This is a genomic window from Ensifer sp. GW823-FHT05D09 (genome assembly GCF_058795755.1).
The window spans coordinates 77,291-96,356 of sequence record NZ_JBXAIA010000012.1; the positions used below are offsets into that span (position 1 = coordinate 77,291).

Annotated in this window: 17 protein-coding genes and 1 pseudogene; 15 read left to right on the forward strand and 3 right to left on the reverse strand. The window is 62.4% G+C overall.

Annotated features, from left to right (window positions below; translation table 11 throughout):
- Positions 1-40: 40 nt before the first annotated feature.
- A complete protein-coding gene (locus tag AC1Q80_RS26950; RefSeq protein WP_492362418.1) occupies positions 41-403 on the reverse strand; it encodes a hypothetical protein in 363 nt (120 codons plus the stop codon).
- A gap of 469 nt (positions 404-872) precedes the next feature.
- On the opposite strand from AC1Q80_RS26950, the gene AC1Q80_RS26955 reads away from it, so the two are divergent.
- The 5 genes from AC1Q80_RS26955 (at position 873) to AC1Q80_RS26975 (ending at position 6,729) form a co-directional block, all read left to right on the forward strand.
- The gene (locus AC1Q80_RS26955) at positions 873-2,996 is read left to right on the forward strand and encodes a TonB-dependent receptor family protein (protein WP_492362485.1); all 2,124 of its coding nucleotides are present in this window, start codon (positions 873-875) and stop codon (positions 2,994-2,996) included.
- Positions 2,997-3,012: 16 nt separating this feature from the next.
- Entirely contained in the window at positions 3,013-3,996 is a 984-nt protein-coding gene (locus AC1Q80_RS26960) for an ABC transporter substrate-binding protein (protein WP_492362419.1), read from the forward strand.
- Positions 3,997-4,163: 167 nt separating this feature from the next.
- Positions 4,164-4,811 carry an ABC transporter permease gene (locus AC1Q80_RS26965; RefSeq protein WP_234942050.1) on the forward strand — a complete coding sequence of 216 codons (648 nt, stop codon included), beginning with the start codon at positions 4,164-4,166 and terminating at the stop codon, positions 4,809-4,811.
- Positions 4,808-5,548: an ABC transporter ATP-binding protein gene (locus AC1Q80_RS26970; RefSeq protein ID WP_173422417.1), complete on the forward strand. Its 741-nt coding sequence runs from the start codon at positions 4,808-4,810 to the stop codon at positions 5,546-5,548. The genes AC1Q80_RS26965 and AC1Q80_RS26970 overlap by 4 nt, the downstream gene beginning before the upstream one ends.
- A complete protein-coding gene (locus tag AC1Q80_RS26975; protein WP_492362420.1) occupies positions 5,545-6,729 on the forward strand; it encodes an NnrS family protein in 1,185 nt (394 codons plus the stop codon). Before AC1Q80_RS26970 ends, AC1Q80_RS26975 begins: the two co-directional genes overlap by 4 nt.
- 31 nt (positions 6,730-6,760) lie before the next feature.
- Here AC1Q80_RS26975 and AC1Q80_RS26980 read toward each other — a convergent pair whose 3' ends face one another.
- Entirely contained in the window at positions 6,761-7,168 is a 408-nt protein-coding gene (locus AC1Q80_RS26980; protein ID WP_173422415.1) for a group III truncated hemoglobin, read from the reverse strand.
- 439 nt (positions 7,169-7,607) lie between these two features.
- On the opposite strand from AC1Q80_RS26980, the gene AC1Q80_RS26985 reads away from it, so the two are divergent.
- The 10 genes and pseudogenes from AC1Q80_RS26985 to AC1Q80_RS27030 all read left to right on the forward strand — a co-directional run.
- Entirely contained in the window at positions 7,608-7,928 is a 321-nt protein-coding gene (locus tag AC1Q80_RS26985; RefSeq protein WP_209792685.1) for a DUF6522 family protein, read from the forward strand.
- Positions 7,929-8,105: 177 nt separating this feature from the next.
- Positions 8,106-8,777 (forward strand): iron-sulfur cluster repair di-iron protein, encoded by a 672-nt coding sequence (ric, locus tag AC1Q80_RS26990; protein ID WP_209792683.1) that lies wholly within the window; start codon positions 8,106-8,108, stop codon positions 8,775-8,777.
- Between the two features lie 472 nt (positions 8,778-9,249).
- Positions 9,250-11,406, forward strand: coding sequence for a 4Fe-4S binding protein (locus AC1Q80_RS26995; RefSeq protein ID WP_492362421.1), 2,157 nt, complete (start codon positions 9,250-9,252; stop codon positions 11,404-11,406).
- Positions 11,407-11,442: 36 nt separating this feature from the next.
- Entirely contained in the window at positions 11,443-13,371 is a 1,929-nt protein-coding gene (nosZ, locus tag AC1Q80_RS27000; protein WP_492362422.1) for a TAT-dependent nitrous-oxide reductase, read from the forward strand.
- A 3-nt stretch (positions 13,372-13,374) separates the two neighbouring features.
- Positions 13,375-14,703 carry a nitrous oxide reductase family maturation protein NosD gene (locus AC1Q80_RS27005; protein ID WP_492362423.1) on the forward strand — a complete coding sequence of 443 codons (1,329 nt, stop codon included), beginning with the start codon at positions 13,375-13,377 and terminating at the stop codon, positions 14,701-14,703.
- The gene (locus AC1Q80_RS27010; protein WP_209792680.1) at positions 14,669-15,568 is read left to right on the forward strand and encodes an ABC transporter ATP-binding protein; all 900 of its coding nucleotides are present in this window, start codon (positions 14,669-14,671) and stop codon (positions 15,566-15,568) included. Before AC1Q80_RS27005 ends, AC1Q80_RS27010 begins: the two co-directional genes overlap by 35 nt.
- Complete coding sequence (locus tag AC1Q80_RS27015; RefSeq protein WP_492362424.1) at positions 15,565-16,386, forward strand: ABC transporter permease; 822 nt, start codon at positions 15,565-15,567, stop codon at positions 16,384-16,386. Before AC1Q80_RS27010 ends, AC1Q80_RS27015 begins: the two co-directional genes overlap by 4 nt.
- On the forward strand, positions 16,383-16,964 hold the full coding sequence (locus tag AC1Q80_RS27020; RefSeq protein ID WP_173422406.1) for a nitrous oxide reductase accessory protein NosL: 582 nt from the start codon (positions 16,383-16,385) through the stop codon (positions 16,962-16,964). The genes AC1Q80_RS27015 and AC1Q80_RS27020 overlap by 4 nt, the downstream gene beginning before the upstream one ends.
- A 4-nt stretch (positions 16,965-16,968) precedes the next feature.
- The gene (locus AC1Q80_RS27025) at positions 16,969-17,886 is read left to right on the forward strand and encodes an FAD:protein FMN transferase (protein WP_173422405.1); all 918 of its coding nucleotides are present in this window, start codon (positions 16,969-16,971) and stop codon (positions 17,884-17,886) included.
- Between the two features lie 31 nt (positions 17,887-17,917).
- Positions 17,918-18,138, forward strand: a pseudogene (locus tag AC1Q80_RS27030) (HPP family protein); the annotation flags it as partial.
- Between the two features lie 26 nt (positions 18,139-18,164).
- On the opposite strand, the gene AC1Q80_RS27035 reads toward AC1Q80_RS27030, so the two are convergent.
- Positions 18,165-19,046 carry a dihydrodipicolinate synthase family protein gene (locus AC1Q80_RS27035; RefSeq protein WP_492362425.1) on the reverse strand — a complete coding sequence of 294 codons (882 nt, stop codon included), beginning with the start codon at positions 19,044-19,046 and terminating at the stop codon, positions 18,165-18,167.
- Between the last annotated feature and the right edge of the window lie 20 nt (positions 19,047-19,066).

The following is a 19,066-nucleotide window of genomic DNA, read 5'->3' on the forward strand; positions in this document are numbered from 1 at the left end:
GTATTGATCCATCGCAGCGACGACGAAGCGCCTCGGCTGATCACGTGGCCGTTAGCGTCGGGGGCCCTCGGGCGGAAACGCCATACGCCAGCGACCGCTGCCGGAGCGTCTGGCAGGTGGTGATGAATGGGGGAGTGGCTTCCCGGAACGAAACCGGCGCGCCGATCGTGTCGGCTGGGTCGGGAAGCAATGTGTTTGCGGCCAACCGGCATGTTTCGCATCCGGTTGCAGGTTTGGACTTGTGATCCTCACCGGTGCCCAGGCATTGATCCGGCATTGAGCCGTCGGGCAGCATATAGCTTGCTTCGGCCGTGGCCTGTGAAGGCAGGTCGGCGCGCGGCGGCGCATTGTGGATGAGACCGATCGAGATCAGCGTCAGAACGCACAGGATGCGCAGGGACATCGCCCAAATGCCGCCAATCCGTTTCAAGGCGCAACTCCCCGATTCGATCCCTTGTTCGATTGGATGTTAAGCCATCCTTTCCGTTCTGATTTGCGCCAGGTCAAAGTTCGTCGGAAATTATCGTTGCCAACCAGCTGTTGACGGACCGGCATGACCCGGAAGACGCGAGCGATCTCGTTTGAATCGTCCCGGCAGGCTTTCGCAAAGCCGTGCCGCAACCGCGCCAGCATGCACGGCGAAATCCACGGTCATGCCAACTCCATCGGCGTCCCATCGCCGTATCGAGGACGGATCGGAGACTTTGGAACCGAACACGGATGGCGCCGATAAAACCTTCAAGTTTTAGTCATCTTATCGGCATTGTTTGCGCTGGCGCAAAGTCGGTCATCGGGTGATCGCCGATATCCCTTTCAACATCAGGGGTTGAAAGGACAGGGGCATGCAAAGGGTTGGCTGGCAAGCTTTAGTGATGGGCGGTGCGTTGGCGACGGGTGTGTCTAACCTCGCGTTGGCACAATCGGCGACGCCAGGCGCCACAACGACGTTGCAAACCATAACCGTGACTGGCAGCAGGTGGGCGAATACGGCCGATGAAACGGCGCGTCGACTGCAGGCTCTGCCTGGGGGCGTGGCGTCCGTCGACGTTGACGCGACGCCCGCGCCTGCAATACCGACCGTTGCCCAGGCGCTGGAGGCCGTGCCCGGCGTGGTGGTCCAGCGGTTTTTTGGCGGCAATGATCAGCCGCGCATCCAGATCCGGGGTTCGGGGCTTCAGCAGAACCCGGTCGAACGCGGCATTCTCGTGCTCAAGGACGGACTTGCGATCAATCGCGCCGACGGATCTTACATCGTTGGTCTTGCAAATCCTGGCGAAGCCAGCCTGATCGAGGTCTATCGCGGCTACCTTGCCAATCGCCTCGGCGCGAGCGTGCTCGGCGGCGCGATGAATTTTGTTTCGCCCATCGATGACGAAACCGTGCTTGCCACCGGTGGTGGAAGTTTCGGGCGTGCGGACGCATCGGCGCGAACAGGTTTCGATGGCGAGCGCTTCGCCGCAGGTATTTATGCCGATATCAGCCGCCGTGACGGGTTCCGCGTTTATAACGGCTCGCAGCGTGCCTCCTTAGGCGGCGCGGTTGAGTTGGAGCTTTCCGATACCGTTTCGACGCGGCTCTTCGCTGGCTACACCGACCTATCCTTCGACGTCGCGGGGCCACTGAACCGCGAGGCGCTCAATGCGGATCCGCGGCAGGTTTCTTCCGGCCCGCCGTCAAGCATAGGGCCGAATGTCTTGCGCGACCGGCCGCGACGCGAAGCCAGCCAGTTTCTCATCGGTTCGCGCACCTCGATCGCGCTCGAAGAACACCTGTTCGATATCGGGCTCGGATATACCTACACCAGGGATATGTTTCGCTTTCCGATCTCGAGCGGTGTGCGCAGAACGGATGGTGGGGATCTGACGGCGCAGCTCCGTTATGCCTATCAGCCGGACGAGATTGCAGCGCTACCTCTGTTCGAGGCCACCGCGCAATATGTGGTTGGATCATCCGATCGGACCTATGCGATCAACCGCAACGGCACGGCGGGCGCGCTCTTTGGCACGAACGACCTGGATGCCTCGACGCTATCGCTGACCGGCGGCTTCAACATACCGCTGTCAGACGCTGTAACGCTTTCTCCGTCGCTGTCCTACACCTACGCCACGAGGGACAATGACGATCAATGGTCCGCGGCGTCGCGTCCAAGGCTCGCGTTCGGTCCCGGTGGAGCGGTGAATTCCACCGTTCCGGCGGCGGACACGAGCTACGGGCGGGATTATGGCGGCTGGAGCCCGGCGCTGGCGGTAAGCTGGCGGCCGAACGAAGATCAGATGTTGTTCGCGGCACTCAGCCGCAGCTTCGAGCCGCCGACGCATGACGATCTTCTGGGCACGACCGGCGGCACGCCCAACGCGTCGCCCAGCGGTTTCTCGACGCCTGACCTGGATGCTCAGACGGCCACCACCCTGGAGGCCGGGTGGCGCGGCCAGCAGGGGGCATGGTCCTTCGACGCTGTGACCTATTACTCCTGGGTGCATGATGAATTGCTGAGCCTGCGCGATGAAAGCGGCTCGCTGCTCGCGGCGTTCAACGCTGATAGGACCACCCATTTCGGTGTGGAATTCGGGCTTTCCCGGCCGATCACCGACAAATGGAGCGCGCGTCTTGCCTATACCTACCAGGACTTCCGCTTTGATGATGATCCGCTGCGGGGCGACAACAGGCTTGCGGGCGCACCTCGCCAGGTCGTGCATGCAAGCCTTCAATACGCGGCGAACGAAGACTGGGATCTGATCGCAGCACTGCAATGGGTCCCGTCGAAAACGCCCGTCGACAACATGAACACCGTCTATGCCGATCCCTATGCGGTCGTCGACCTTAGGACTGAGTACCGCTTCAATGACGTCTTCTCGTTCTACGGCGAAATCACCAACCTCTTCGACAAGACCTACGCGTCGTCAACCCTGATCGTCGATCAGGCGAGCGCCAACCAGGCGGTCTACTTGCCAGGCGATGGTCGCGGCTTTTACGCCGGTCTCAAGGCGCGCTTCTAGCACAAGGAAAACACCGATGGTTGTTCTTACCCGCCGCAAGACATTGGCCGGCCTGTCCGTCATGGCGCTTTCGGGCCTCGGTGCGCCGTCGATCGTGCGCGCCCGCGAGGTGCTGACGATTTACGGCCCACCGGCTGCGCCAAGTGCGGTGCTGGCGCATGCGATCAAAACAGGCCTGCTTGCCGATGTCATGCCGGGTGCCGTCTTTAAGGCGTGGAAATCGCCTGATGAAATGCGTGCCGCAGTGGCGTCGGGCAACATGGGTGCCGTGGTGATGCCGAGCTACGGCGCCGCAAACCTGCGCAACCGCGGCTTGGACATAGGCCTGCTCAACATTCTCAGCAATGGCCTGCTCTATATCGTCTCCAAGGACGAGACGCTGACGACGCTCGAAAGCTTGAGAGGCAAGTCTCTCGCGCTTCCGTTTCGAAATGACATGCCGGATCTCGTCATCGGCCGGCTCGTTCAGGAGGCGGGGATGGAGCCATCGGCGATCCATCTGGAATATGCGGCGACACCGCCCGAGGCCGTTCAACTGCTCCTGACCGGCCGGGTGGATGCAGCGCTGCTCAGCGAACCGGCGGCGACCGGGGTGATCCTGAAGGCCAAATCCCTGTTCATGGATGTGCACCGGGTTATCGACGTCCAACAGGAATGGGCGAAGTTTTCGGGAAAGCCAGCCATTCCTCAGGCAGGCCTGGCATTGACACGTGAGATGTGCGACCGGATCGGTCCGTCAGGGGTGGAAGGGCTTCAATTGGCCCTGGAAAAGGCGCTTGAACAAGTGCTTGCCGATCCGCTGACGGCCACCGCCAGCGCTTCGGAAGCCCTGGGCTTCCCGCCCGAGATCATCGCTGCGTCCTTTCCGACAAGCCATCTGGTTGCTTCCCGCGCACGCGCGGCGCGACCGGATCTGGAGCATTTCTACGAAATTCTTGCGCAGACCAACCCCGCGATCATCGGCGGAAGGCTGCCAGACGACGGTTTCTATCTGCTGTGACCCTGCGCACAAACTGCCTTGCGGCCGGGAGCTGGCTTGGACGGTACCTCTGGTCCGCCTGGGCCGGCGCTGCCGGGATCTGCTGTTTTCTCGCCGCGTGGCAGGCCGGTCACGAGATCTATGGCTCTTTCATTCTCCCGTCTCCATTGGAAACGGTTTCGGCGATCATGCGGATTGCAGAGGATCCGCTGTCTCCATCCATTATCGCGCAGAGTGCCGGGCGCGCGCTGACAGGCTTCGCACTGGCGGCGGTTTTCGGAACCGCTCTCGGTCTTGCCGCCGGTTACTCCTTCGCGGCGATGCGACTGCTGAAGCCCGTTGTTACCGTCATGCTCGGGGTTCCGCCGATCGGGTGGATCGTGCTGGCGCTGATCTGGTTCGGCTCATCCGGTGGCACCGCCGTCATGACCGTGCTCATCGCCTCGCTGCCGGTCTCCTTTGCCGGCGCGCTTGAGGGCGTGGCCAAGCGTGACCGCCAGCTGGAGGTCATGGCTAAGGCGTTTGGTGCGTCTCGCTTCTACCAGCTGCGCACGGTTACGGGGCCGCATGTCCTTTCCTATCTGTTTCCCGCCTGGACAACGACCGCCGGCAGTGCCTGGAAGGTGACTGTCATGGCCGAGCTGTTGTCGAACTCCGGCGGGATTGGAGGCGCGCTGGCGGAGGCTCGCGCGCTCTTCGACATTCCACAGGTCACGGCCTGGCTGGCGATCACCGTGGTGCTCGCACTTCTGACGGACTATGGCTTCCTGCATCTGCTGCGCGAAGCACTGGAGCGGTGGCGCGCCGCCGGTTTGCCCTGGGGGGTGAAGCGATGAAGCTGACGATGAGCCGCGTCGGACATGCATTTCTCGGACGCACGGTGTTTGAGAATTTCGATCTGTCGATCGACGGCGGAGAGATCGTAGGCCTGCTTGGCCCCTCGGGATGTGGCAAGACCACGCTTCTCCAGATTGCCGCCGGCATCGTCGAGCCGGCGAAGGGAAGGGTCGTGCGGACCTATCGGCGGCATGCGGTCGTGTTCCAGGAACCGCGCTTGCTGCCCTGGCTGACCTTGCTCGACAACATCGCTTACGGGCTGGCCGCTGATGGCGTGCGTTTGTCCGAGCGACGCAAACGAGCAGGCGAATGTGCGCTCGGTGTTGGGCTTCGCGAGACGGATTTCGGCAAGTATCCCTCGGAGCTTTCTGGCGGCATGCGCCAGCGGGCCGGTGTTGCCCGGGCGCTCGCGGTCTCTCCCGACATGATGTTTCTCGACGAGCCGTTCAGCGCGGTCGATGTCGGGCTGAGGCGACTTCTTCAGGACCAGATCATGACGGCTGCGCGCCAGCAGGGTTTCGGCGCTCTTTTCGTCACCCACGACCTCGCAGAAGCATTGCGCATCTGCGATCGCCTGCTCGTGTTGTCGGCCAGGGATGGATCCGTTCTCACGCACAAGACCATCGAGGGCCGGCCGGGCGAGCGCTCCGATCTCGAAATCTTCCATCGCCTGACCCAATGGACACAGGATCGGGACTTCGCCGAGCTTTTTTCTGCCGAGGAAAGATCGACATGAAGACGGCGCCTGTATTGAAAGAGGCATTGCGCCTTTTCTTCCCGCTTGCGGCCGCGCACGGCGCGTTATGGCCAGTGCTATGGGTCATCGTCGACGCCTACGACCTGCCGTTTGCAACCAGCATTCCTTCGTCGCAATGGCACGCGCACGAGATGCTTTTTGGAACCTACGGCATGGCTTTGGCGGGCTTCCTCGCATCGGCGGTGCCGGAATGGACGGATACGAACCCGACAAGGTCCCGCGCCCTTGTCATGTTTGCGCTACTCTGGCTGCCTGGACGTATCGTCGGTGTTGTCGGATGGGATGCTCTAAGTCTGTTTGCCGGACTGACGGACATGGTGTTCTACTGCGCGCTTCTGGTCGTGATCATCAGGCCGATGATCGCCCGCAGAACCACCAATCATCTGTCGTTTGTGTTCTGGCTCAGCGCATTCGTGTTTGCCGAGGCGGGTATCCGTGTCGCGTGGTTTCTGGGCGAGTACGAGCTTTCTGCGCGGTTTATCGATGCTGCGCTGTCCATTTTCGTGGTGTTCTTTTCCCTTTCGGCCGCGCGCATCAGCGTCGTCGTCATCAACCTCGCCCTGGACCCGACGGGGGCAAGCTCGCCCTACCGTCCGCATCCGGGTCGCCGGCATGCGGCAAGCGCCATGGTGTCGGCCTACATCGTTTTGTCATTGCTTCTTCCCCACTCCCTCGTGCCGGGCTGGATCGCCTTGGCAGCGGGAGCGGCCTTTTTCGATCGGCTGGCCGAGTGGTTCATCGGTCGCGCCGTGCTCAAGCCAGAGGTGCTGACGCTTGCAGTGGCCAATATGTTCGGGGGCCTGGGGTTTCTTGCGCTGGGCGCTGCGCGCCTGGGTGCGGATGTGCCCGCCCTTGCGGGATTGCACCTGCTCGGCGTCGGCACGCTCGGGCTTGCCGTCATCGCAGTCTTCATCGTCGCAGGGCTGCGCCATACTGGCCGGGATCTCGTCGCCTTGCCGTGGCAAGCCTATGTCTCAATTGGGCTTGTGGCCGCGTCGGCCGTCCTGAGGGTTCTGCCGGAGTTCGGCTTTGTACCGGAATTCTACGGCGCCCATCATGCGGCAAGCGCCATTCTGTGGTCGGCCGCCTTCGCCATATGGCTGCAGGGCTTTGTTCCATTCCTGGTTCGGCCGGGCCTGGCGGACGGCGCCTGCCGGTAAGCTGGCGGAAACGTCGTTGAAAATGTCCAATCTACAGGTGCCTCGTGGGCAGCTTGAGTGCGTTCGGTCCGATGTTGAGACCGATCTGCAGACTCTCGGCGATCCGCCTTGCACGGTCGAGAAAGAAGTCTGCCGCCTCACCGGCGCAATGTTGGGAAACGGTTGCCTCGAACATTTTGAGCCAGTGCTCGAAGTGTTCGGGTGTAACGTCGAGGCCTTGGTGCACGACGTGAGGCTTGCCGCCATAGCGGCCCGTTTTCAGGGCGATGGACGACCAGAAGTCGACGAGCGTTGAAAGATGCAAATCCCAGTGTTCGCCGATGCGCGCGTTGAAGATAGGTCCAAGCACGGAGTCGCGACGGATACGGTCGTAGAAGTCGTGAACAATTGCCGTGATCAGGTCTTCGGATATGCTGGTTGGAAGCAGCGTCGCACCCATGATGTTTCCATCAATGTCTTCTGATGGTGCATTCCATAGGCCTCGAGAACGACGCTGTAAATCGGCGGACATGCGGCATGCTGTCGTAGCGGCGACACCGAGGTGAGACGTGGTGAACATCGAAAGCTTGCGTCAGCGCAACGAGGGCGTGTCGCTGCGAGCCTAACAAGGAACGGACAGGTACCCCGACGAACGTCCATCTGCTGGACGATCGAGCACAGCGGAGGATCAGCGTGATGATCGATATGGAAGTAAAAGATCCGACATTGTGCGATTGCACGGTCGAGGTCGCCGAACTGCTGGCGAGCATGCCAGCCGCCGGCGTCGGTGACGGTTCCTTGTTCGATCTTCTTGCCGTCCGCCTCGAGACATCGCGTGACCGCCTCCACTGGACCGGACCCTTCGCGAACGAAAATGCGTTATCGGAAAGAGCTGTCCAATGCTGACATTGACAAGCCGGCGAATTCTGCGCGTCGACCGCGATGCCGGTGGCGATTTTTCTGTGCCGGCGGCAACGATGTCATCGGCGCTGCGTCTGCCGCCGACGGAGCTGCGGAGCCGCCTCAACCGTGGCGAAGTCAGGAGCCAGGTTGAGATCGGTCAGGGGGAGCACCTGGGAACATTCAGGCTGACGCTGCGGTGCGGCGGTCGCCTCTGGACGGCGACGGTGTCTGCCGACGGTACGGTGATCGACGAAGTCTTCTCGTTTGATCGAGAGCGCCTGGCCAACTGGCGCCGCCGCCACGGCAACGCCGGCTAGGATCCTTCGGCTGTTCAGATCGTCAGCGGTTGCGATCTCTCCTGATAGAAGTTGCGTTTCAACAAAGAACGATCAGTCAAAACGGCTCAGTTTCCCAACTGATCAGCGGGTCATGATCTTGTCCCGTCTTAACTTCGCTCGCGGTTGATCACCGCTTGAGACAGCAGGGAGAACACATTGACTGACTATAACCTGGATACTTCCGTCGGAGCGTTTGCATGCGAGCTTCCGGGGGCTGCCGAACTGCTCAGGCAGCACGGTATCAACTTTTGCTGCGGCGGCGAGGCGTCGCTTGCCGAGGCGGCGACAGATGCCGGGGTCGATGCGGTTCACTTGCTCGCGCGTCTCCAGGCGCTCGAGCTCGCGGCAAGGCGCGAAGCGCCGGCTGAGACCAGTGAGCTTATCGCTCATATCCTGGAGCGCTATCACCAGACGCACCGCAACGATTTGGAGTGGTTGATCCCGCTCGCCCAAAAGGTAGAACACGTTCACGGTTCGCATCGCTCGGCGCCGCTCGGCCTTGCAGAGGCGCTCGCCGAACTGAAGGATCACCTCCTTCCCCACATGGCGCGAGAAGAGCTCGCTCTGTTTCCCATGATGCGGCATGAGCCGGATCCGGATATCGGGCATTTGATCGCAGGCATGCGGGACGAGCATACAATCGAAAGTAGAAGTCTCGCCGTGATCGAGCATTTGACGCATGGCTTTGCGCTTCCGGGCGACGCATGTCGGTCCTGGACAGCTCTCTACATCGGCGTTGAAAAGTTCTGCGACGATCTTGTCACGCATATGCATCTGGAAAACGAGGTTCTGTTTCCTCGTTTTCCAGGCGTCGAAGCGGCCCAGTAGCCCGGTTCACCGACGGCAGTTCGGTTGGGAGAGGCTTCCCAACCGAACTACCCGGCAGTTTTTCTGTTTCTTCACTGGCAACGCCTAAGTCTCTGTCCAAATTCGTTAATCAACCCAATGCCTGGAGACGCCTGCATCGTGCGAAGGCGACGCCGTCAATGACCCTCTCGGGCATGGCGGCGGCCAATCTCCATAGCCAACCGTGCAGCCGGCCATCCGCTTGCAGTCACAGTATCGTGGGCGGTTAGGAGACAAGCTCCACATCCCGCCTTCGAGTTCATCTCTTCTCGTGCAGTTACCGGCGAAGCGAGGAAAATCTTCCTCTGGTCGTCCTGAAGCGCGGTGCGCGCAATGAATTTTGCTTCGGTCTCCAACTTCGGCCTGACAAGCAGCGGTTGTTTGAGCCAGATCAACGACCATCCTTCACCAACGTTCCATTGGTCCTGCAACGATTTGCGGGAAACGCCCTGGAATGAAATTCGTCCGTCTTGTCCTTCTGCTCTGCGTCAGCCTGTGCGGCGCCGTATCCGCCAGCGCGGCAACGGTGCTGCAGGAGTTTTTACCGGCCGCAACGGCCTCGGACATTGTGCCGGGGGCGGATGGCTTCGGCGCTGTGCGCGACGATCTCGCGGTGGCCCCGGTGCTGAAGGGCGGCCAGACGGTGGCTTGGGTCTTCATGACCTCGGATTTCGTCGGGACGACCGGCTACTCCGGCAAGCCGATCCACACCCTCGTGGCGGTGGACAAGGACGCGAAGATCGTCGGCGTCCGGCTGGTGAAACACTCGGAGCCCATCGTCCTCATCGGCATTCCGGATGCCAAGGTAAAAGCGCTCGTCGCCGGTTACGCCGGCCTCGATCTCGTCGCCGAGGCAAAATCCGGTGGCACGACCCATGAGGTCGATATTATCTCCGGCGCGACAGTGACGGTCATGGTCATCGACGATTCGATCGTCCGTTCCGGGCTCAAAGTCGCGCGAGCGCTCGGCCTCGGTGGACTTGCGCCGGAAAAGGCCAATACCGGCCCGCGCTTCGAAATCGATCCCGCAGCCGCCGCGCCGTCCGACTGGACCGAGGCAGAGGGTGACGGCACGCTGCGTCGCCTGTCGCTCGACGTGGCGCAGGTCAATGCTGCTTTCGCCGGCCATCCCGATGAGCGCGCCCGTGAGCGCGCCATTGCGCAAGCGCCGGAAACCACGTTCATCGAGATGCAGGCAGCGCTGGTCTCGGCGCCCCCTATCGCCAGGGCGCTTCTCGGGACAGCCGAGGAGAAAAACCTGGAGGCATGGCTCGGCGAGGGTGAGCACGCCATCGCGCTCGTGGGGCGCGGCCTCTATTCCTTCAAGGGCTCGGGCTATGTGCGCGGCGGCATCTTCGATCGCATCGTGCTGATCCAGGACGATGTTTCCGTTCGTTTTCGTGATCGCGACCATCGTCGGCTGGGAGCCATCGCGCTTTCCGGTGCGCCGGAATTCAACGAGATGGACCTGTTCCGCATCCCGGCGGGCCTCGGCTTCGACCCGACGAAACCCTTCCGCATCCAGCTCCTGGCGCAGCGTGAGGTCGGGCCGATCGAGAAGGTGTTCCATACATTCGACCTGGGCTATCAGCTTCCGCAGAAATACCTGCGCGCCGTCGCGCCGCCGCCAAAGGAAGTCGCTGCCGTTGCGGATCGTGGCGAAGGGGCCGCCCAGGCCGATCTCTGGAAGCGCATATGGGACGACTCGAAGCTGAAGATTGTGGTGCTCGGCGCCATGCTTGTTGTGCTGACGGGCGTGTTCTTCTTCCAGACCTATGCCGTCAGGAACGCGAGGGCGTTTTATATCTTCCGCATCATCTTCCTGACGGTGACGCTGGTTTTCCTCGGCTGGTACGCCAACGCACAGCTCTCCGTCGTCAACCTGATGGCTCTGTTCGGGAGCTTCGTCAGCGGCTTCAGCTGGCAGGCTTTCCTGCTGGACCCGCTCACCTTCATCCTGTGGTTTGCCGTTGCCGCGGCACTCCTGTTCTGGGGACGGGGAGCTTATTGCGGCTGGCTCTGCCCCTTCGGCGCCCTGCAGGAGCTGACCAACCAGATCGCGCGCAAGCTGCGCATTCCGCAATGGACGCTTCCCTGGGGCCTGCACGAACGGCTCTGGCCGATCAAGTACATGATCTTCCTTGGTCTTTTCGGGGCATCGCTGATCAGTGTCGAGCAGGCTGAACATCTGGCCGAGATTGAACCGTTCAAGACTGCGATCATCCTGAAATTCATCCGCGCCTGGCCGTTTGTGGCCTATGCCGCAGCACTTCTCGTCGCCGGGCTCTTCGTCGAGCGGTTCTATTGCCGCTACCTGTGCCCGCTGGGTGCGGCGCTGGCGATCCCCGCGCGTATGCGCATGTTCGACTGGCTCAAGCGCTACCACGAATGCGGAAACCCCTGCCAGACCTGCGCCATCCAGTGTCCGGTGCAGGCGATCCATCGCACCGGCGAAATCAATCCGAACGAGTGCATCAACTGCCTGCACTGCCAGGTCCTCTATCAGTCCGAAAGCGTCTGCCCCGTCGTGATCAAGAAGATGAAGTCGCGGGCAAAGCTTGCGGCAAGCCCGGGCGGCGCTCCGCCCCCGCAACCCGCAGCCAAAGTTTAAACGAAGCCAAGGTTCAAACGAAAAAGGAACCCGATCATGGAATCAAAGGAAAACAAGGGACTGAGCCGCCGGGCTCTCTTCAGCGCGACGGCAGGCAGCGCCATTCTGGCCGGCACGGTGGGCCCCGCCGCACTGGGCCTCGGAGCTGTCGGGCTGGCCACTCCGGCCCGTGCCGCGACAGGTGCCGACGGCTCGGTCGCACCGGGCAAGCTCGATGACTATTACGGCTTCTGGTCCTCGGGCCAGACCGGCGAAATGCGCATTCTCGGCATCCCCTCGATGCGCGAGCTGATGCGGGTTCCGGTGTTCAACCGTTGCTCGGCCACCGGCTGGGGCCAGACCAATGAATCGATCCACATCCACCAGCGCACGATGTCGGAGAAGACGAAAAAGCAGCTCGCCGCCAATGGCAAGAAAATCCACGACAACGGCGACCTGCACCACGTCCATATGTCCTTCACCGACGGCAAGTATGACGGCCGCTATCTGTTCATGAACGACAAGGCCAACACGCGCGTGGCGCGCGTGCGCTGCGACGTGATGAAGACCGACGCCATCCTGGAGATCCCCAACGCCAAAGGTATCCACGGCATGCGTCCGCAGAAATGGCCGCGGTCGAACTATGTGTTCTGCAATGGCGAGGACGAAGCGCCGCTCGTCAATGACGGCTCCACGATGACGGACGTGTCGACCTATGTGAACGTCTTCACCGCTGTCGATGCCGACAAGTGGGATGTGGCCTGGCAGGTGAAGGTCTCGGGCAATCTCGACAATTGCGATGCCGACTACGAAGGCAAGTGGGCGTTCTCGACCAGCTACAACTCCGAAATGGGCATGACGCTGGAGGAGATGACCAAGTCCGAGATGGACCACGTCGTCGTCTTCAACATCGTCGAGATCGAGAAGGCGATTGCGGCCGGGCAGTATGAGGAGATCAACGGCGTCAAGGTGGTGGACGGGCGCAAGGAGGCCAAGTCCCTCTTCACGCGCTACATCCCGATTGCCAACAATCCGCACGGCTGCAACATGGCGCCGGACAAGAAGCATCTGTGTGTTGCCGGCAAGCTCTCGCCCACCGTCACCGTGCTCGACGTGACGAAGTTCGACGCCCTGTTCTACGACGATGCCGAGCCGCGCAGCGCGGTGGTGGCGGAGCCTGAACTGGGCCTCGGTCCGTTGCACACGGCCTTCGACGGACGCGGCAACGCCTATACGTCACTCTTCCTCGACAGCCAGGTGGTCAAGTGGAACATCGATGAGGCCATCCGCGCCTATGCCGGAGAAAAGATCAATCCGATCAAGGACAAGCTCGACGTTCAGTATCAGCCTGGCCACCTGAAGACGGTGATGGGCGAGACGCTGGACGCCACCAACGACTGGCTGGTGTGCCTGTGCAAATTCTCCAAGGACCGGTTCCTGAATGTCGGTCCGCTGAAGCCGGAAAACGATCAGCTGATCGACATTTCCGGCGACAAGATGGTGCTGGTGCACGACGGCCCGAACTTCGCCGAACCGCATGACGCCATCGCGGTCGCCCCCTCGGTCCTGCCGAACATCCGCTCGGTCTGGGATCGGAAGGACCCGTTGTGGGCCGAAACACGCAAGCAGGCCGAGGCCGATGGCGTCGACATCGACGAATGGACGGAGGCCGTGATCCGCGACGGCAACAAGGTTCGCGTCTACCTGACCTCGGTCGCGCCGAGCTTCAGCCAGCCAAGCTTCACGGTGAAGGAAGGCGACGAGGTCACGGTCATCGTCACCAATCTCGACGAGATCGATGACCTGACCCACGGTTTCACCATGGGCAATCACGGGGTTGCGATGGAGGTCGGGCCGCAGCAGACGAGCTCCGTCACCTTCGTCGCGGCCAATCCCGGCGTCTACTGGTACTATTGCCAGTGGTTCTGCCATGCGCTGCACATGGAAATGCGCGGACGCATGTTCGTGGAACCGAAGGGCGCCTGATCGATGCGTCTGTCCGTTCTCCTCATCGGCATCCTTATCGCCTCGCCGCTCGCAGCGGCGGAGCGCGCGGTCATGCCGGGTACGGGCAGCCTCGCAGCGGCGATCGCCGGAGCTCAGCCCGGCGATGTCCTGACACTGACGGACGGGGCCTATACTGGCCCCGTCACCATCGACCGGTCCCTCACGATTGTCGGTAACCGCGCGGCAATCGTGGATGGGCTCGGGCAGGGCAGCGTGGTGACGATCACCGCGCCGGACGTGACCTTGTCAGGGTTCACAGTCACCGGCTCGGGCCGCGTGAACCAGGACCTCGACGCCGGTGTGAAAATCGTCCAAGGCGCCGACCGCGCCCACGTCGAAAATCTGCTCGTCACCGACAATATGCACGGCATCGACGTGCACGGCGGTCGCAATGCCGTTATCGCGGCGAACGAGATCGTCGGCACGCGTAGCGCCCGCATGAACGAGCGGGGCAACGGCATCTATGTCTGGAACAGCCCGGGCACGCTGCTGGAAGGCAATACCATTCGCTACGGTCGCGACGGCATTTTTTCGAACGCCAGCGCCGACAGTGTTTATCGCGGCAACATCATGCGCGACCTGCGCTTCGCCGTGCACTTCATGTACACCCGCAACACCGAGGTCTCCGGCAATGTCTCGGTTGGAAATCATCTGGGCTTCGCCATCATGTTCTCCAACCGTGCCAAGATTCTGAACAATCTCAGTCTCGGTGACCGTGAGCACGGGCTGATGCTGAATTATGCCAACAATGCCGACGTATCGGGCAATCTGGTACGTGGCGGTACGAAGAAATGCCTCTTCATCTACAACGCCCACAAGAACCTGATCTGGGGCAACCGTTTCGAGAACTGCGGCATCGGCATCCACTTCACCGCCGGCTCGGAGAAGAATGTGCTGACGGGCAACGCCTTCATCGCCAACCGCGAGCAGGTGAAATATGTCGGCACCCGCAACATGGAATGGAGCCATGATGGCCGCGGCAATTATTGGTCCGACCATCCGGCCTTCGATCTCAACGGCGACGGCATTGCGGATAGTTTCTACCGCCCCAACGACCTGGTGGACCAGATCCTCTGGTCGCAGCCGGCGGCAAGCCTGCTGATCGGCTCGCCCGCCGTGCAGATCGTACGCTGGAGCCAGAGGGACTTCCCCGCCACGCTGCCTGGAGGCGTGCGCGATAGCGCGCCGCTGATGCGCCCCCTGACCATCCCTGTCCCCCTCGAAATCCTGGGCCATGAGTCCGAGGCAGCCGGGCGCTGGACTGAAGGAAATTACGATGACACCGACGCTGACAATCTCCAGGCTCACTAAGCGCTTCCAATCCGTGGAAGCGCTGAAGTCCGTCTCCCTGACGCTGGAGCCGGGACGGCGCGCGGCGCTGCTCGGCCATAACGGCGCAGGCAAATCGACGATGATGAAGATCGTGCTTGGTCTCATCCCCTTCGACAGCGGCGAGGTCTCGGTCTGCGGCACAGCGCCCGGTTCGCCCGCGGCGCGGACGCAAGTGGCGTATCTGCCGGAAAATGCCGCCTTTCACCCGGCCCTGACCGGTGAGGAGCAGCTTCGCCACTATCTCGCGCTGCGCGGTGAAAACCCGCGGCAGGCGATAGAGCTTCTTGCACGGGTCGGGCTCGCCCATGCCGCCCGGCGGCGGATCGGCACCTATTCCAAAGGCATGCGCCAGCGTGTGGGGTTGGCTCAGACGCTGATCGGTCGCCCACGCCTCCTGGTTCTGGACGAACCAACCTCGGGCCTCGACCCGGTGTCGCGACGGGACTTCTACGATCTGCTCGACGGGTTGGCCGCAGAGGGAACCGCCATCCTGCTCTCTTCCCACGTGTTGACCGAGGTGGAGGCACGCACTGATCGCATCCTCATCCTTTCCGGCGGGGAACTCGTGGCGGAAGGTACGCTTGCCGATCTTCGGGCGCGCGCAGCGCTTCCGGTCGCCTTTTCCGTTCGTGCCGCGCCCGGCCATGCGGCAGGGCTGGCGGCAACCTTTCCCGAAGGCACGCCGGGCACGGACGGTCTCGTGCGCCTTTGCTGCTCGCAATCGGAAAAACTGCCGCTTCTTGCCCGTATCGCAGCCCTTGGGAACGCCGTTATCGATCTCGATGTGATCCCGCCCAGCCTCGAGGATATCTACAGCCATTTCAGTCGGAGGGACGGGCAATGAACCGCATCCTTGCCACCGCCACGAGCGAGTTCCGCATCGCTTTTCGCAATCGTTGGGTCACTATTGCCACTGGCATGATGGTGCTGTTCGCTCTGGTGCTGGCCGCCGCCGGCTCGGCCCCGACGGGCGATGTCGGCGTTGACCGGCTCTCGGTCACGGTCGCCTCGCTCACTTCGCTTGCGGTCTATCTCGTTCCGCTGCTGGCATTGCTGATGAGTTTCGACGCGGTGGCGGGCGAGGTGGAGCGCGGCACGCTTCCGCTTCTGCTCACCTATCCCGTCTCGCGCCTGCAGATCCTGCTCGGCAAGCTGCTGGCGCATCTCGCAATCCTCGGCCTCGCCGTGACGCTCGGTTACGGTACGGCGGCCTTGGTCGCTGTCTGGTCCGATCCGGAAGCCGTCAACGGGTTCGGCGCGTTATGGCGGCTGATCTGGTCCTCGGTCCTGCTCGGCGCGACATTCCTTGGCACGGGTTATGCGCTATCGGCGCTGGCGCGGCGGCCGTCGGGGGCAGCGGGGCTGGCCATCGCCCTATGGCTGGTGGCGGTGGTCCTCTACGACCTCGCCCTGTTGGCGCTGATCGTTACGGATGGCGGTGGGGCCTTCACCACACAGGCATTGCCCGTCGCTTTGCTCGCCAACCCTGCCGACGCCTTTCGCGTCTTCAATCTTTCGGCCGCACAAGCCGTTGCTGCCGCCGGCGGCCTAGGTGGGGCTGCGGGCGCGATTCCGCTCTGGCAATCGGCAGCTTCCCTTTTCTTCTGGCCGCTTGCCGCCATTGCGCTAGCTGCCGCAGCCTTCCGGAGGGTGACGCCATGAGGAGCCGACTTCGCTTCGTCCTGCTCGCTGCCGGGCTGGCGCTGCTTGCCGCCTGCAAGGAGGACGTTGCCCAGAGCATTGCGCCCCTGGACATGACGCCCGAGACCCTCGGTCATTACTGCCAGATGAACCTTCTGGAGCATCCCGGGCCGAAGGCCCAGATCTTTCTTGAAGGAAACCCGGCGCCGCTTTTCTTCAGCCAGGTGCGCGACGCTATCGCCTACGCTCGCGGGCCGGAGCAGATTGCGCCGATCCTCGCCATCTACGTCAATGACATGGGGGCCGCAGGGGCGACGTGGGAGCAGCCCGGTGACGGCAACTGGATTGTCGCCGGCAAGGCCTTCTACGTCGTTGGCTCCACCCGGCGAGGTGGCATGGGCGCGCCCGAAGCCGTGCCCTTTTCGAACCGAGATGCGGCGGCGGCTTTCGTCCGTGTTGAGGGCGGCAAGGTGCTGGCGCTTGCCGATATTACCGACGCCATGGTTCTGACCCCGGTGGAGACCGGCTCGGAACAGGGTGCGGGCGACGACGATTATCTCGGCCGTCTGCGTGCACTGCCCCATCCAGCCGGAGGTTGATCCCATGATGCTGACCCGACGCCGCCTGATCGCAATTTCCGCAGTCCTGGCAACTGTGCCCGCTGTCGCCCACGCCAAATCGGCAGCCCGCTTCTGGACAGGTCAGGCTCTTGGCGCGCGCGCCTCTATCCGGATTGATCACCCTGATGCTGACGCCATCGTCACGCGCGTCATGGCAGAGATCGATCGCCTGGAAAATATCCTCAGTCTCTATCGTCCGCAGAGCGCGCTTTCACGGCTGAACCGCGATGCTCACCTTGATGCCCCACCCTTCGAGCTGCTGGAATGTCTGTCACTGGCCGGTGCCGTGCATCGGGCGAGTGGCGGGCGGTTCGATCCGACGATACAGCCGCTCTGGAAGCTCTGGGCTGAATCGGCCGCAAATGGGAAGCAGCCTGATGCAAGGGCCGTCGAACGTGCGCGGGCCGATACCGGCTGGGGCAAGGTGAGGCTTGAAGCTGCAGCGGTCACCCTGAACCCGGACATGGCGCTGACGCTGAACGGTATCGGTCAAGGCTATGTCGCAGATCGGGTCGCCGTGTTGCTCGAAGCCGAAGGTCTGACAGACATCCTGATCGACACCGGCGAGCTCCGTGCGCTCGGGGGACGGCCAGGGGGCGGCGAATGGCCGGTGCGATTGGAGACGGGGGAGCGCCTGGCATTGCGCCAGCGCGCACTGGCCACGTCAGCGCCGCTCGGTACAACCTTTGATCAGGCCGGAAGAGACGGTCATATTCTCGATCCCGCGACCGGGATGCCCGCGCCAGCCAACTGGCGCTCCGTCTCGATCTCTGCCCCTTCCGCCGCCATGGCCGACGCACTCGCGACAGCCGCTTGCCTCTTGCCGGATGAAGGATCGATCCTCGCTATGATCGGCCGTTTTGAGGGCGCGCGCTTGGAAGGGATATCTCGTGTCTTCTGATGCGCTGCCGCGGCAAGATCGAGCTTGAGCGCCGCCTCGCTCGGCCGCATTGACCGCGGTGCTTGGAGGCCCCGTCGTTGCGAGCTCGGGATTCTGGTTTCCGCTGGTTCCGGTTGCGCTGAATTCCTGCCTGCTTGTTGGGCTCGGCGTTCTGTTTCACAAGCTTGCGAAGCGCAACTGCCCGCAGGTCTGGTGCCCGTTTCAAACGGGCATCAGACGGTTGACCCACTCTCGGACCGGCGTGTCGGCTATCTATCGCTTCCGGGAGCAAGCACCGGTCACAGGAGCTCGTAGCGGCGCAGAATGTCCGCGATCTGGGCGTCCTGATCCTTGTTGGGCAAAAGCGCCGGCTGTCGGCTGGCGCCGACCGAGGCGTCCTGCAGATAGAGCGAACGCTTGACCATCGCCGGCGCGAAGCCGAGGGCATAGAGATCCGTGCGGAAGGCCGAATAAATCGCCTGCTGCCGCTCAGCTTCGGCAATGTCGCCGGTGTTGAAGGCGTTCAAGATACCCGCGAGGACGTTTGGCATGGCGTTGCCAAGACCCGAGATGCAGCCGGCCGCGCCGTTGTGCAGGGCCCACAGCACCAGATGGTCTGGGCCGGAGTAAACTTCGAAGCCGTCCACGTCCTTAGCCACTTCCAGATAGGCCTCCAGCGTCTCCTTGGCGCCGCCGGAATCCTTGATGCCGGCGATGTTGCCGTGACGTGACAGCGTGCGCGCGGTCTCCGGCTCGATGTGGTTCTGGGTGCGGGCCGGAATATCGTAGAGATAGACGGGTGTTTCGACCGCATCGGCAACGGTCGAGAAGTGACGGATCAGGCCGTCCTGGGTGCAGGCGATGAAGAAGGGCGTGATTACGGCGATTCCGTCGACACCGATGCGGTCGAACTCACGCGCAAGCTTCAGCGTTTCGAAGGTGGCGGGCATGCCGGCATTGACGATGATCTTGACGCGACCGGCGACCTCATCGGTGACTTCCTCTGTCAGGCGGACCTTCTCTTCGAAGGTGAGGGCGCTGAAGTCGCCATTGGTTCCGGCGCACATGATGTTGTTGCCGGCGTCGACCTGGCGGCGCACCTGCGCGCGTGTCGCTTCGTAGTTAATGGTCTCATCGTCGTTGAAGCAGGTGACGAGCGCGACAAAGGCTTGCTTGGACATTTCAGTCTCCAGGGATTGGG